The sequence below is a fragment of the Vibrio sp. 2-1-2a genome, from assembly GCF_032648565.1.
GTDB lineage: Bacteria > Pseudomonadota > Gammaproteobacteria > Enterobacterales > Vibrionaceae > Vibrio > Vibrio diabolicus.
This window is the reverse complement of the sequence record NZ_WBOH01000002.1, coordinates 371,416-384,380: the sequence shown is the minus strand read 5'-3', so window position 1 is coordinate 384,380 and position 12,965 is coordinate 371,416. Positions and strand designations below refer to the sequence as shown.

Annotated in this window: 13 protein-coding genes; all 13 read left to right on the top strand. The window is 46.6% G+C overall.

Annotation, left to right across the window (positions count from 1 at the left end):
- Positions 1-44 precede the first annotated feature (44 nt).
- The 13 genes from fliN to F7Y48_RS06335 all read left to right on the top strand — a co-directional run bounded on the left by fliN (position 45) and on the right by F7Y48_RS06335 (position 12,955).
- Positions 45-455 carry a flagellar motor switch protein FliN gene (gene fliN / locus F7Y48_RS06395; RefSeq protein WP_012841530.1) on the top strand — a complete coding sequence of 137 codons (411 nt, stop codon included), beginning with the start codon at positions 45-47 and terminating at the stop codon, positions 453-455.
- Position 456: 1 nt separating this feature from the next.
- Positions 457-870 (top strand): flagellar biosynthetic protein FliO, encoded by a 414-nt coding sequence (gene fliO, locus F7Y48_RS06390; protein ID WP_012841531.1) that lies wholly within the window; start codon positions 457-459, stop codon positions 868-870.
- Positions 857-1,726 carry a flagellar type III secretion system pore protein FliP gene (gene fliP / locus F7Y48_RS06385; RefSeq protein ID WP_006741704.1) on the top strand — a complete coding sequence of 290 codons (870 nt, stop codon included), beginning with the start codon at positions 857-859 and terminating at the stop codon, positions 1,724-1,726. The genes fliO and fliP overlap by 14 nt, the downstream gene beginning before the upstream one ends.
- A gap of 24 nt (positions 1,727-1,750) precedes the next feature.
- The gene (gene fliQ, locus F7Y48_RS06380; RefSeq protein WP_012841532.1) at positions 1,751-2,020 is read left to right on the top strand and encodes a flagellar biosynthesis protein FliQ; all 270 of its coding nucleotides are present in this window, start codon (positions 1,751-1,753) and stop codon (positions 2,018-2,020) included.
- A gap of 8 nt (positions 2,021-2,028) precedes the next feature.
- Positions 2,029-2,811: a flagellar biosynthetic protein FliR gene (fliR, locus tag F7Y48_RS06375; RefSeq protein WP_005384463.1), complete on the top strand. Its 783-nt coding sequence runs from the start codon at positions 2,029-2,031 to the stop codon at positions 2,809-2,811.
- 3 nt (positions 2,812-2,814) lie between these two features.
- Positions 2,815-3,945, top strand: coding sequence for a flagellar biosynthesis protein FlhB (gene flhB / locus F7Y48_RS06370; protein WP_006741705.1), 1,131 nt, complete (start codon positions 2,815-2,817; stop codon positions 3,943-3,945).
- A gap of 210 nt (positions 3,946-4,155) precedes the next feature.
- A complete protein-coding gene (flhA, locus tag F7Y48_RS06365; RefSeq protein WP_046875562.1) occupies positions 4,156-6,255 on the top strand; it encodes a flagellar biosynthesis protein FlhA in 2,100 nt (699 codons plus the stop codon).
- 28 nt (positions 6,256-6,283) lie between these two features.
- Positions 6,284-7,801, top strand: a complete 1,518-nt coding sequence (gene flhF / locus F7Y48_RS06360) for a flagellar biosynthesis protein FlhF (protein ID WP_258506778.1) — start codon at positions 6,284-6,286, stop codon at positions 7,799-7,801.
- A 14-nt stretch (positions 7,802-7,815) separates the two neighbouring features.
- A complete protein-coding gene (locus F7Y48_RS06355) occupies positions 7,816-8,703 on the top strand; it encodes a MinD/ParA family protein (RefSeq protein WP_005380498.1) in 888 nt (295 codons plus the stop codon).
- Entirely contained in the window at positions 8,696-9,430 is a 735-nt protein-coding gene (locus F7Y48_RS06350; protein ID WP_258506776.1) for an RNA polymerase sigma factor FliA, read from the top strand. Before F7Y48_RS06355 ends, F7Y48_RS06350 begins: the two co-directional genes overlap by 8 nt.
- Before the next feature lie 45 nt (positions 9,431-9,475).
- Entirely contained in the window at positions 9,476-9,844 is a 369-nt protein-coding gene (cheY, locus tag F7Y48_RS06345) for a chemotaxis response regulator CheY (RefSeq protein ID WP_017635949.1), read from the top strand.
- 120 nt (positions 9,845-9,964) lie between these two features.
- A complete protein-coding gene (locus F7Y48_RS06340) occupies positions 9,965-10,705 on the top strand; it encodes a protein phosphatase CheZ (protein ID WP_258506775.1) in 741 nt (246 codons plus the stop codon).
- A 9-nt stretch (positions 10,706-10,714) separates the two neighbouring features.
- Positions 10,715-12,955, top strand: a complete 2,241-nt coding sequence (locus F7Y48_RS06335) for a chemotaxis protein CheA (RefSeq protein ID WP_258506773.1) — start codon at positions 10,715-10,717, stop codon at positions 12,953-12,955.
- Positions 12,956-12,965 lie beyond the last annotated feature (10 nt).

Below are 12,965 nucleotides of genomic sequence, written 5' to 3'. Positions count from 1 at the left end.
AGACATGCTTTGGCATTAAATAAGGCTTAACACAGGATAGAAAAATGGAACCAAGTGACGATCAAAAGCTAGCAGATGAATGGGCAGCCGCTCTTGGCGAAGACCCGTCTGCACCTTCTGTTGACGTAGATGAAGTATTGGCCGCGCCACTGGAAGAGCTAAAAGACACTTCAAGCCCAATTACCGAAGATGAGCGTCGTAAACTCGACACCATCATGGATATTCCGGTGACGATTTCGATGGAAGTCGGTCGTTCACAAATCAGCATTCGGAACTTATTGCAGTTGAACCAAGGTTCGGTTGTTGAGTTGGATCGTCTAGCGGGCGAGTCATTGGACGTATTAGTCAACGGTACACTGATTGCGCATGGCGAAGTCGTGGTCGTGAACGATAAGTTTGGTATCCGTTTGACGGATGTGATCAGCCAAACTGAACGAATTAAGAAGCTACGTTAAGATGAGCCGCTCAATCAAAACGCGATTGAAGCAAATCACTGGAGCACTGAGCTTAATGCTGAGTGCTCCTTATGCATTTGCTGCCGCACCAAATAATCTGGATCTTGCGACGACACTGGGCTCGCTTGTGCTTGTGATCGGCGTGATTCTTTTGTTGGCTTGGCTACTTAAACGTATGCAAGTGCCGGCGATGGGACAACAAAAAGGCTTGCGTATTGTGAGTCAGTTGCCAGTGGGCACCAAAGAAAGAATCGCCGTAGTTCAAGTGGGTGAAGAGCAGTTTTTGGTTGGAATTACCAGCCAATCAATCCAAACGTTAGCCAAGTTAGATAAGCCACTGAAAGAGGAAGAGTTGGCGACCAATGCTTTTGCGACTCAATTTAGCCAACTGATCAAAAAACATGACAAAGGGTAACCCGATTCGTTTGCTCCTGAGCACGTTGTTGCTTTTCGTCGGCGTGCTGTTTTCTTCATTTTCGTTTGCTGAGGCAGAGGAGTCTGCTCTGCCTGACAACTTGGCCGATGGAAGTAGCGTCACTGTTCAGGCGATGCAAAGTGATACTGGCGCCAGTCGTGCTATGTCCGTTTCTAGTGGTGGTGGCATCCCTGCGTTTACCATGACCACAAACCCAGATGGCAGTGAAGATTACTCGGTTACGCTACAAATCCTAGCGTTAATGACCATGCTTGGCTTCTTGCCTGCTATGGTGATTCTAATGACGTCGTTTACTCGAATTGTGGTGGTGATGTCGATATTGCGTCAGGCAATGGGTTTGCAACAAACGCCGTCTAATCAGGTCATCATTGGTATAGCGCTTTTTTTGACCTTTTTTGTTATGTCTCCTGTCCTGAACGAAATCAACGATAAAGCCGTTCAGCCTTATTTGAATGAGCAAGTCACTGCGAGAGAAGCGTTTGATGCTGCACAAGCACCAATGAAAGCATTTATGCTTAAACAGACCCGAATCAAAGATTTGGAGACGTTCGTAACCATGTCAGGAGAGCAAGTTGAGAACCCAGAAGATGTGTCGATGGCGGTGTTGATTCCGGCTTTCATCACCTCGGAGTTAAAAACTGCATTCCAAATTGGTTTTATGCTCTTCTTGCCGTTTTTGATTATTGACCTCGTGGTAGCGTCGGTACTGATGGCAATGGGTATGATGATGTTGTCACCAATGATTGTTTCGTTGCCGTTCAAGTTGATGCTGTTCGTATTGGTCGATGGTTGGAACTTGATACTTTCGACACTCGCGGGCAGTTTCGCCCTTTAGATAAGCGCAGATAGAGGATAAGACATGACACCAGAAATGTTTGTCGAGCTTTTCCGTGAAGCACTTTGGATGGTGCTTATCATGGTCTGCGCCATTATCATCCCAAGTTTGCTTATCGGCCTTATTGTTGCGATTTTCCAAGCTGCGACTTCCATCAACGAACAAACATTGAGCTTCTTGCCGCGTTTGATTGTCACGCTTTTGGCTCTAATGCTATTTGGTCACTGGATGACGCAAATGTTGATGGAATATTTCTATGGCTTGATTGAGCGCTTACCTCAGGTGCTTTATTAGAGGCGCCTATGGAATACCCCACTAGCGTTGTATTAGATTGGATCGCAAACTATTTCTGGCCCTACGTTCGTATCTCTTCCATGCTGATGGTGATGACGGTAACTGGGGCTCGATTTGTCTCACCACGAATCCGCCTTTACCTCGGGTTAGCCATCACTTTTGCCGTCATGCCGGCGATCCCTGCAGTGCCTCAAGACATTGAGTTGCTCTCGTTTCGGGGTTTTATGACCATTGCCGAGCAAATGATCATCGGTATTGCGATGGGTATGGTCACTCAATTTATGATTCAAACCTTTGTCTTGTTGGGACAAATATTGGGTATGCAATCAAGTTTGGGTTTCGCTTCTATGGTTGATCCCGCAAATGGTCAGAACACGCCATTGCTTGGTCAGTTATTCATGTTTTTGACGACAATGTTTTTCCTTGCCACCGATGGGCACTTGAAAATGCTGCAATTGGTGGTGTTCAGTTTCAAAACTTTGCCGATTGGCTCCGGCTCGCTCAACGCGGTTGATTTCCGTGAAATGGCAGGCTGGCTTGGTATTATGTTCCAAACGGCACTGAGTATGTCTCTATCTGGCATTATTGCACTACTTACCATTAACTTGTCGTTTGGTGTAATGACCCGTGCCGCACCACAGCTGAATATCTTCTCGCTTGGTTTTGCCTTTGCTTTGATGGTGGGCTTATTACTTTGTTGGTACATACTGGCTGGCCTTTATAGTCATTATGAAATGTTCTGGACAGTGGGTGAGGCGCAGATTTGTCGACTCATTCGCTTGGAGTGCTAAGAATTGGCAGAATCAGACGGTCAGGAACGCACCGAAGAAGCCACGCCCCGACGGTTACAACAAGCCAGAGAAAAGGGGCAGGTTGCTCGGTCTAAAGAACTTGCATCAGCATCTGTACTGATCGTTGGCGCCATTTCACTGATGTGGTTTGGCGAGGCGTTAGCACGTTCATTGTTTTCCATCATGAGCCGTTTATTTGATCTTCAACGAGAAGAGATTTTTGATACGGCAAAGCTATTTGACATTGCTTTAGGGGCGATGACCGATTTGTTGTTCCCTCTATTTTTGGTGCTAGCGACATTGTTTACTGCCGCCATGATTGGTGCTGCGGGTGTGGGAGGAATCAGTTTTTCTGCTCAAGCCGCTATGCCAAAGCTGTCGAAAATGAATCCGCTTAGCGGTTTAAAGCGGATGGTCGGAATGCAAAGCTGGGTAGAGTTGATCAAATCAATTCTTAAAGTGGTTTTGGTTACTGGTGTCGCGATCTATTTGATCCAAGCATCGCAGGCGGATCTGATTCAATTAAGTATGGATGTGTATCCGCAAAACATCTTCCATGCTTTAGATATTTTGCTGAACTTTATTTTGCTGATCAGTTGCTCGCTATTAATTGTGGTTGCCATCGATATTCCATTTCAAATCTGGCAGCACGCCGATCAGTTAAAAATGACCAAGCAAGAAGTCAAAGACGAATACAAAGAGACTGAGGGTAAGCCGGAAGTTAAAGGCCGTATTCGTATGTTGCAAAGGGAAGCGGCTCAACGTCGTATGATGGCAGACGTTCCTCAGGCTGATGTTATTGTTACCAACCCAGAGCACTTTTCGGTTGCGCTTCGTTATAAACAGAAGACAGACCGTGCGCCGGTAGTGATCGCTAAAGGCACCGATCACATGGCAATGAAGATTCGAGAAGTCGCCCGAGAGCATGACATCACAATTGTACCTGCTCCGCCACTTGCTCGTGCGCTGTACCATACTACCGAGCTTGAACAAGAGATCCCCGATGGATTATTTACTGCGGTGGCTCAGGTTTTGGCATTTGTATTCCAGTTGAAGCAATACCGAAAACGAGGTGGACAGCGCCCCAAAATTCAGGATTACGATTTGCCAATCCCGCCAGAACACCGGCACTAATACTAAAAGAAGCCTAATTCTAAAAAGGCTAATTTAATCAGATATTAAGCTCTACTTGAGTGTTTAGTCATTATTTTGGCGTTAATTATGGTACATAGCTTGCTTAAAACGCCTTAATTATCAACCATACCTAAACTTTTAGGCCAAAGCGGTCGCGTATTAATAGTAAGAGCTAACGTGACGCTTCAATCGATTGAGATCTCTCGTAGTATGAAGTTAAGCCTGCCATTTGCAGATAAATTGCCACGAATCCCTCAGCGTGAAATGCCAGCTATTGGCGCGCCGGTGATGGTTTTGGCCACCTTAGCGATGGTGGTGCTGCCTATTCCAGCCTTTTTGCTGGATATGTTCTTCACCTTTAACATCGCGTTGTCGATGGTGGTGTTGTTAGTGACCGTTTACACACGTCGTCCGTTGGACTTCGCCGCTTTTCCGACGGTACTGCTGATCGCGACCTTGTTGCGTTTGGCGCTGAACGTTGCCTCGACACGTGTCGTCTTACTGCATGGTCACGAAGGCGGCAACGCGGCAGGTAACGTAATTGAAGCGTTTGGTAATGTCGTTATTGGTGGTAACTACGCGGTCGGCTTAGTGGTTTTCCTTATCTTAATGATCATCAACTTTATGGTGGTGACCAAAGGTGCGGGTCGTATCTCTGAGGTAAGTGCTCGCTTCACCCTTGATGCGTTGCCAGGTAAGCAGATGGCGATTGATGCGGACTTAAATGCCGGATTGATAGACCAAGAACAAGCAAGAGTTCGTCGTTTTGAAGTGACAAAAGAAGCGGATTTCTACGGCTCGATGGATGGTGCCTCGAAGTTCGTAAAAGGTGACGCGATTGCCGGTATTTTGATTCTGTTTATCAACATCATCGGCGGTCTGTCGATCGGTATGGCGCAGTATGGATTGGGTTTCGGTGAGGCAATTGAAATCTATACTTTGCTGACGATTGGTGACGGCCTAGTTGCACAGATTCCATCGCTATTGCTGTCGATTGCAGCGGCGATGATGGTGACACGTCAAAACACTGATGAAGACATGGGTGAACAGCTGGTCTTCCAGATGTTCGACAACCCAAAAGCACTGATGATTACCGCAGCTATTCTCGGTGTGATGGGCATCGTACCGGGCATGCCACACTTTGCGTTTTTGAGTCTGGCGGTAGCGGCTGGCGCGGCGGCGTATTTCATCGATAAACGCCAAAAGCAGAAAGCGAAAGAACCGGCTTTACCAGCGAAAGCCGACGAAGGTACAGAGCCTTCATCACAACGCGAGCTTTCTTGGGACGACGTCCAGCCAGTCGATATTATTGGCCTAGAAGTGGGTTACCGCTTGATTCCGCTAGTGGACCGAGACCAAGGTGGAGAACTGTTAGAGCGCGTAAAAGGTGTGCGTAAAAAGCTATCGCAAGATTTTGGGTTTTTAATCCCTGCGGTTCACATACGTGACAACCTTGAACTGACGCCAAACAGCTATCGAATCACATTAATGGGGGTTGCGGTGGGCGAAGCTGAGATTCGTCCGGATCAAGAGCTAGCGATTAACCCAGGTCAGGTGTATGGCATGATTGATGGCGAGCCAACCATTGACCCTGCATTTGGACTGGAAGCTGTATGGATTCGCGAAGATCAGCGTGAGCATGCTCAGGCGTTAGGTTATACGGTTGTTGACTCATCGACAGTATTAGCGACGCACCTGAGCCAGTTATTGACTAATAACGCATCGCAGTTGATTGGTCATGAAGAAGTAGAGAATTTATTAGAAATGTTAGGACGCAGCGCGCCTAAGTTGGTTGAGAACTTTGTTCCTGACCAATTACCATTAGGTGTGGTGGTGAAAGTCCTACAAAACTTGTTAAACGAGGCCATCCCAATCCGCGATATTCGCACGATTGTTCAAACTTTGGCTGAGTACTCAAGTAAGAGTCAAGAAGCTGACATATTGACGGCAGCAGTTCGAATTAGTCTAAAACGTCTAATTGTTCAAGAAATCAATGGTATAGAGCCTGAGCTGCCAGTGATTACTTTGATACCTGAACTGGAACAAATATTGCATCAAACTATGCAAGCATCAGGAGGCGAATCCGCGGGGATTGAACCGGGGCTCGCTGAACGATTGCAGTCTTCACTAAGCCAAGCGACACAGGAACAAGAATTGAAAGGCGAACCTGCCGTTCTGCTTACTTCCGGTGTATTACGCTCGACGTTGGCGAAATTTGTGAAGAACACAATACCTAATCTCCGGGTACTGTCTTACCAAGAAATCCCGGATGAAAAACAGATCAGAATTGTGCAAGCCGTGGGTAACTGATCTCACGCATCATTAATGGATTCATAGTTTGAAAATAAAGCGATTTTTTGCCAAAGACATGAGAACGGCGCTGCTCCAAGTGAAAGAGGAGTTAGGCGCGGAAGCGGTGATCATGTCAAACAAGAAAGTGGCTGGTGGGGTGGCGATTGTTGCGGCGATAGATAGTGAATCTAACCCGTCTCAAGCAAGCGTAGCATCACAACAAAATCGCGGTGCTTCTCAATCGAATCGCTATAACGAACATCGTCAAATGTCATCGTCTTCTGCAGATCGTTATCAAGATCGTCATTTAGATGAAGATAAAATTAGCCTGAACAGTAATAACAGTAACAACGAAAAAACAGGCTCGATGACGCAGCGATTCGCTAACATGCTTAAGCAATATAGTGGTGGTGCAGCAGATGCTGACGATCATGTAGCGGAAAATGAAGATTCGCTCTCTGCTTTATTGCAACGCCAGAATAAGCATCGCGACGGCTACAACCAAGAAAAGCCAGCGCCATATCAACCAGATTCACCTTTGGCGAAGTTAATCGCACAAGATAATCGATTTGAGCGTCCAACGCCGAAGTTGGATCCGACACGCTATGATCGCCGCCGTCCAAGTGATGAGCGAGAAGAGTCTGCTGATGAGCTGGAGAGTATGCGCGAAGAGATGACGTCAATTCGTCGTCTTCTAGAGCATCAAGTCTCTGGCCTAATGTGGCAGGAAGTGGAACGTCGAGAGCCGCTCAGAGCAATGCTGATTAAGCGCTTAGAGCGTATGGGCGTTTCTCCGGAGTTAGCAGACCAAATGGCGTGCTATATCCCGGAAGATACAAAACCAGCGCGAGCGTGGAAAGCGTTGTTGTCGCTTGTGGCGGATCAAATCAATATTCCTAAACAGGACATTTTAAAACGTGGTGGTGTGGTTGCACTGTTAGGTCCGACGGGGGTGGGAAAAACAACCACCGTTGCGAAGCTCGCAGCACGTGCCGCCATGGAATACGGTGCCGATAATGTGGCCCTTGTGACAACAGATACATATCGCATAGGTGCACATGAGCAGCTCTCAATTTACGGAAGAATCATGGGTTGTCCCGTAAGAGTTGCTAAAGATTCTAACGAGTTAGCCGATGTTATATATCAGCTAAGAAACAGAAGACTGATTTTGGTCGATACGGCAGGGATGGGGCAACGAGATGTCAGGCTTTCTGAGCAGCTCGATACTCTAATGCAAGAGAGCGGAGAAGTGATTCACAGCTACCTTGTTTTGCCAGCTACCGCACAACGTCGCGTTCTACAAGAAACGCTGGATCACTTCCGACGCATACCACTTTCGGGTTGTATTATGACGAAGCTTGATGAGTCATTAAGTCTAGGCGAATTCATCAGTGTAGTGATTCAAAACGCAATGCCAGTGGCTTACATCGCTAATGGTCAGCGCGTGCCAGAAGACATTGTGATAGCGCAACCAAAATATATGCTTGCGAAAGCAAATGAACTGTTAGAGAAGTCGACAGAGAACGAACCTCACTTTTGGAACAGTGACAGTGAAGGACTCTAAGGCGGCGGACTACTATGACTGAGAATATGATACACGATCAAGCAAGCGGCCTCCGTCGCTTAACACAACCATCGTTGACCAAAGTGATTGCTGTTACTGGCGGCAAAGGTGGTGTGGGGAAATCAAACGTAACACTGGGTCTGGCGATTTGTATGGCTCGCCAAGGCAAGAAGGTGATGGTTCTCGACGCTGATTTAGGTCTGGCCAATGTGGACGTGATGCTCGGAATTCGTGCAAAACGTAATCTAGGACATGTCTTAGCGGGTGAATGTGAGCTAAAAGATGCGATTGTCGAAGGGCCTTATGGTATAAAGATAATCCCTGCAACTTCTGGCACACAGAGCATGACTGAGCTTTCTCACGCTCAACATGCTGGACTCATTCGAGCATTTGGTAGTCTTGAAGACGAAATGGACGTCCTGCTGATAGATACCGCCGCAGGCATTTCTGACATGGTAATCAGTTTTTCGCGAGCAGCTCAAGATGTCGTTGTGGTTGTGTGTGATGAACCAACTTCAATCACCGATGCATATGCGTTAATTAAGCTGTTAAGTAAAGAACACCAGGTCCAACGCTTTAAAGTTGTAGCAAATATGGTCAGAAGCTACCGTGAAGGGCGAGAATTGTTTGCAAAGTTGACGCTAGTCACAGAGCGATTCTTGAATGTCAGCCTTGAACTCGTAGCATGTATTCCATTAGATGATAAAGTACGACAGGCTGTAAAAAGACAAAAAATTGTCGTTGATGCGTTCCCTCGCTCACCTGCCGCTTTAGCTATTAGCTCACTAGCAAACAAAGCGTTAACGTGGCCACTACCGAAAACACCAAGTGGACACTTGGAATTTTTTGTGGAAAGGTTGCTAAATCGTACCGAATTCGCAGAGGACCCTTTTGGTGAATAAAGCGATAACCTATGACCAACATGGCAAGTTTAATAGCCAGCAAGCGTTTATAGAGCGCTACTCAGTGTTGGTTAAGCGCATTGCTCACCACCTATTAGGCCGTTTACCGCCGAGTGTTCAGGTAGAGGATTTAATTCAGGCCGGCATGATCGGTCTTATCGAAGCTCAGCAGAATTATGATGGTTCTAAAGGTGCGAGCTTTGAAACTTATGCAGGTATCCGTATTCGCGGTGCAATGTTAGATGACATGCGCAAAGGCGATTGGGTACCGCGTTCTGTTCATAAAAATAATCGAGAGATTAACCAAGCGATTGCGGAGCTGGAAGGCGAATTAAATCGAGATCCTACTGATTCTGAAGTAGCCAAGCATCTCGGTATGACACTGGATCAATATCATAGTGCTCTGACCGATATCAACTGCTCAAAATTAGTCGGTATTGAAGATTTAGGCGTTTCTGATGATGTGATTTCACCTGCAGATGAAACTGATGACAGTAACCCATTCAAAGGGGTTGCCGATGAATCATTTCGAAAAGCACTGGTTGAATCAATAAAACAGCTTCCAGAGCGTGAAGCTTTGGTACTTTCGCTTTATTATGATGAAGAACTCAATTTGAAAGAAATTGGCGATGTGTTAGGCGTAAGCGAATCTCGCGTAAGTCAAATACTGAGTCAAGCGATGCAACGTTTGCGCACCAAGCTCAGTGCGTGGACACAAAATGACTAAAAACACTGATTTTACGATTCAGTGGAGGCAATTTTGAATAAAAACATGAAGATCCTTATTGTTGATGATTTCTCAACAATGCGCCGTATTGTTAAAAACCTGCTTCGTGACTTGGGTTTCAATAACACTCAAGAAGCGGACGATGGTTTAACCGCATTACCAATGCTGAAAAAAGGTGACTTCGATTTTGTTGTAACTGACTGGAACATGCCAGGTATGCAAGGCATCGATTTGCTTAAACACATCCGCGCGGATGCAGAGCTTAAGCATTTGCCAGTTCTAATGATCACGGCTGAAGCGAAGCGTGAGCAGATCATTGAAGCTGCTCAAGCAGGCGTAAACGGCTACATTGTTAAGCCATTTACTGCTGCAACATTAAAAGAAAAATTAGATAAAATTTTCGAGCGTTTATAACTCTCTCTTTTTCTCTTTGTTATTCGAGTCATTCATACCAATTATTAAATACCTATTAAATGACTCGTTTAGCGTTTTTAAAGTGATAAGAAGAACTAAACGTAAAAGGGTCTATTCAGAATGATCTCACTAGAGCAGGCGAAGTCACTCGTTCAAATGCTAGAAAACGGGGAACAAGACCAAGCCAATATGCTTGTTGCCTCGATCTACGAAGGTGCCGAGAATCCAATGCTGCAAGAAATTGGAGCCTTAACTCGAGACCTTCACGAATCACTCAAGCAGTTCAGTCTCGATCAGCGCATGACCGAAATTGCGAAAGACGAAATCCCTAACGCAAGGGATCGTCTTAATTATGTGATCGAGAAGACAGAGCTAGCAGCCAACAAAACGATGGATGCAGTCGACTGCTGCCTTCCTATCGCTGACAACCTGAATGATTGCCTTCAGAAAGTTCGTCCTCAATGGAATGAACTCATGCACGGGCGCATCGAATTAAGCGAATTCAAAGCACTTTGCCACCGAATCGACGAGCTATTAGTTCAAGTCGAAGGTGACAGCACTGAGTTGCGTGGTCAATTGACCGAAATTCTCATGGCGCAAGACTTCCAAGACCTAACTGGCCAAATTATTCGCCGCGTAATTACGTTGGTAAATGAAGTAGAAGGCCGCTTAGTGGAAATCCTAACCGTATTCTCTGGAAATAAACCTGAAGAACACATTCAAGTTTTGTCAGAACCGGCAGATAAAAAGAATACACAAACAAGCGAAGCCGAAGGCCCGATTCTTCATCCAGAACTGAGAGAAGATGCGGTTTCATCGCAGGACGAAGTCGATGACTTGTTGTCCAGTCTTGGATTTTAAAGGTAACGTATGAGCTACGATTTAGACGAAGATATTCTTCAGGACTTTCTCATTGAGGCTGGGGAAATTCTCGAACTGCTTTCTGAGCAGTTGGTTGAATTGGAAAATAACCCAGAAGACAAAGACTTACTTAATGCAATTTTCCGCGGGTTTCACACCGTAAAAGGCGGTGCTGGCTTCCTGTCTTTGGCAGAGCTAGTCGATACTTGTCATGGTGCGGAGAACGTGTTCGACGTTTTACGAAACGGCCAACGCACGGTCACGCAAAACTTAATGGATACGATGCTAAAAGCGTTGGATACGGTCAATACCCAGTTCCAAGCCGTTCAAGATCGTGAACCATTGGAAGCAGCGGATCCTGCCCTTCTTGAAGAACTTCATCGTCTATGTAAACCTGAATCAGAAGATGAAGTCGCTGCAACCGTGGTTGAAGAGCCAGTGGTTACTCCTGAACCTGTCAGTCCTGAGCCTGTTATTGAAGAACCTGCCGCGCCAGCGTCAAGTGTCGGCTCTGTTGATGAAATTACCCAAGACGAATTCGAAAAGCTGCTGGATGAACTTCATGGTAAAGGCTCAGCTCCAGGCGCTTCAGAACCTGCGACACCAACAACGCCATCAGAGCCCCCTCAATCAAGTGCGCCATCAGTTGAAAGTGGCGATATCACTGACGATGAATTTGAACGTCTACTTGACGAACTTCACGGCGTCGGCAAAAGTCCATCAGCGGCAGAGGCTGCAGCATCTGCACCAGTAGAACCTCCTAAAGCGGCAGAACCAGCTGCGCCAGTTGCATCGTCAGCAAATCAAGATAGTGACTTAATGACGGACGAAGAGTTCGAAAAGTTACTCGATGAGCTACATGGTGCGGGCAAAGGTCCTACGCTAGAAGAACTGGATATGGCAACGAAGCCGGCATCAGCAAACGTAGAGGAAAGCCCTGCGAAACCTGAGCCTGCGGTTAAGCCAGCACCAGCACCAGCAGCGCCAACTCCGGCTCCAGCACCAAAACCAGAATCTAAACCTGTCGCGGTGAAAGAAGAGGCGAAAGCGCCAGCGGTTAAAAAGCCTCAGGCCGAGGCAACCGTTCGTGTCGATACCTCAACGCTTGATACCATCATGAACATGGTAGGTGAGCTTGTATTGGTCCGAAACCGTCTATTAAGCCTTGGTTTGAACAGCGACAATGAAGAAATGTCCAAAGCGGTCGCCAACCTTGATGTCGTAACGGCGGATCTGCAAGGCGCGGTAATGAAAACGCGTATGCAGCCAATCAAGAAAGTATTTGGCCGTTTCCCACGCGTTGTCCGTGACTTGGCGCGCAACCTAAATAAAGACATCGTGCTGGAAATGCGCGGTGAAGAAACCGATCTCGATAAAAACCTTGTAGAAGCATTGGCTGATCCATTGATTCACTTGGTTCGTAACTCGGTTGACCACGGTATTGAAATGCCAGACGACCGCGCGAAAGCAGGTAAATCACGCACAGGTAAAGTGATTTTGTCTGCATCGCAAGAAGGGGATCACATTGAGCTATCCATCGTAGATGATGGCGGCGGTATGGACCCGAACAAACTGCGTGGTATCGCGGTTAAGCGCGGCATGATGGACGAAGATGCGGCGGCCCGTTTAACAGACAAAGAGTGCTTCAACCTTATCTTTGCGCCAGGTTTCTCAAGTAAAGATAAAATTTCTGACATCTCTGGTCGTGGCGTTGGCATGGATGTGGTTAAGACGGCGATCAACACCTTAAATGGTTCAATCGATATCGATTCTGAGCTAGGTAAAGGCACTAAGATCACCATCAAAGTACCACTGACGCTTGCGATCCTACCAACACTGATGGTTGGTGTTGGCGGTCATCCGTTTGCACTGCCACTGGCATCTGTGAGCGAAATTTTCCACTTGGATCTGAGTCGCACAAACGTGGTAGATGGTCAGTTGACGATCATTGTGCGTGAAAAATCTATCCCGCTATTTTACTTACAGAACTGGTTAGCATCCAAATCACAAAACGTCGAAGAGCGTACTGGTCACGGTCATGTGGTTATTGTACAGATCGGTAACCAGCGCGTTGGTTTTGTTGTGGATACGCTTATTGGTCAAGAAGAAGTGGTTATTAAGCCACTCGATAATCTATTGCAAGGCACTCCGGGCATGGCTGGTGCAACAATCACTAGCGATGGCCATATTGCATTAATTCTAGATGTGCCTGATTTACTTAAGCGATATGCTGCGGCTTCACGCCTTTAAGCAAAGCTGA

Bases quoted from the DNA above. Each gene is read 5' to 3' on its own strand.
- fliN (WP_012841530.1), top strand. From the start codon at position 45: ATGGAACCAAGTGACGATCAAAAGCTAGCAGATGAATGGGCAGCCGCT.
- fliO (WP_012841531.1), top strand. From the start codon at position 457: ATGAGCCGCTCAATCAAAACGCGATTGAAGCAAATCACTGGAGCACTG.
- fliP (WP_006741704.1), top strand. From the start codon at position 857: ATGACAAAGGGTAACCCGATTCGTTTGCTCCTGAGCACGTTGTTGCTT.
- fliQ (WP_012841532.1), top strand. From the start codon at position 1,751: ATGACACCAGAAATGTTTGTCGAGCTTTTCCGTGAAGCACTTTGGATG.
- fliR (WP_005384463.1), top strand. From the start codon at position 2,029: ATGGAATACCCCACTAGCGTTGTATTAGATTGGATCGCAAACTATTTC.
- flhA (WP_046875562.1), top strand. From the start codon at position 4,156: ATGAAGTTAAGCCTGCCATTTGCAGATAAATTGCCACGAATCCCTCAG.
- F7Y48_RS06355 (WP_005380498.1), top strand. From the start codon at position 7,816: ATGACTGAGAATATGATACACGATCAAGCAAGCGGCCTCCGTCGCTTA.
- cheY (WP_017635949.1), top strand. From the start codon at position 9,476: ATGAAGATCCTTATTGTTGATGATTTCTCAACAATGCGCCGTATTGTT.
- F7Y48_RS06340 (WP_258506775.1), top strand. From the start codon at position 9,965: ATGATCTCACTAGAGCAGGCGAAGTCACTCGTTCAAATGCTAGAAAAC.
- F7Y48_RS06335 (WP_258506773.1), top strand. From the start codon at position 10,715: ATGAGCTACGATTTAGACGAAGATATTCTTCAGGACTTTCTCATTGAG.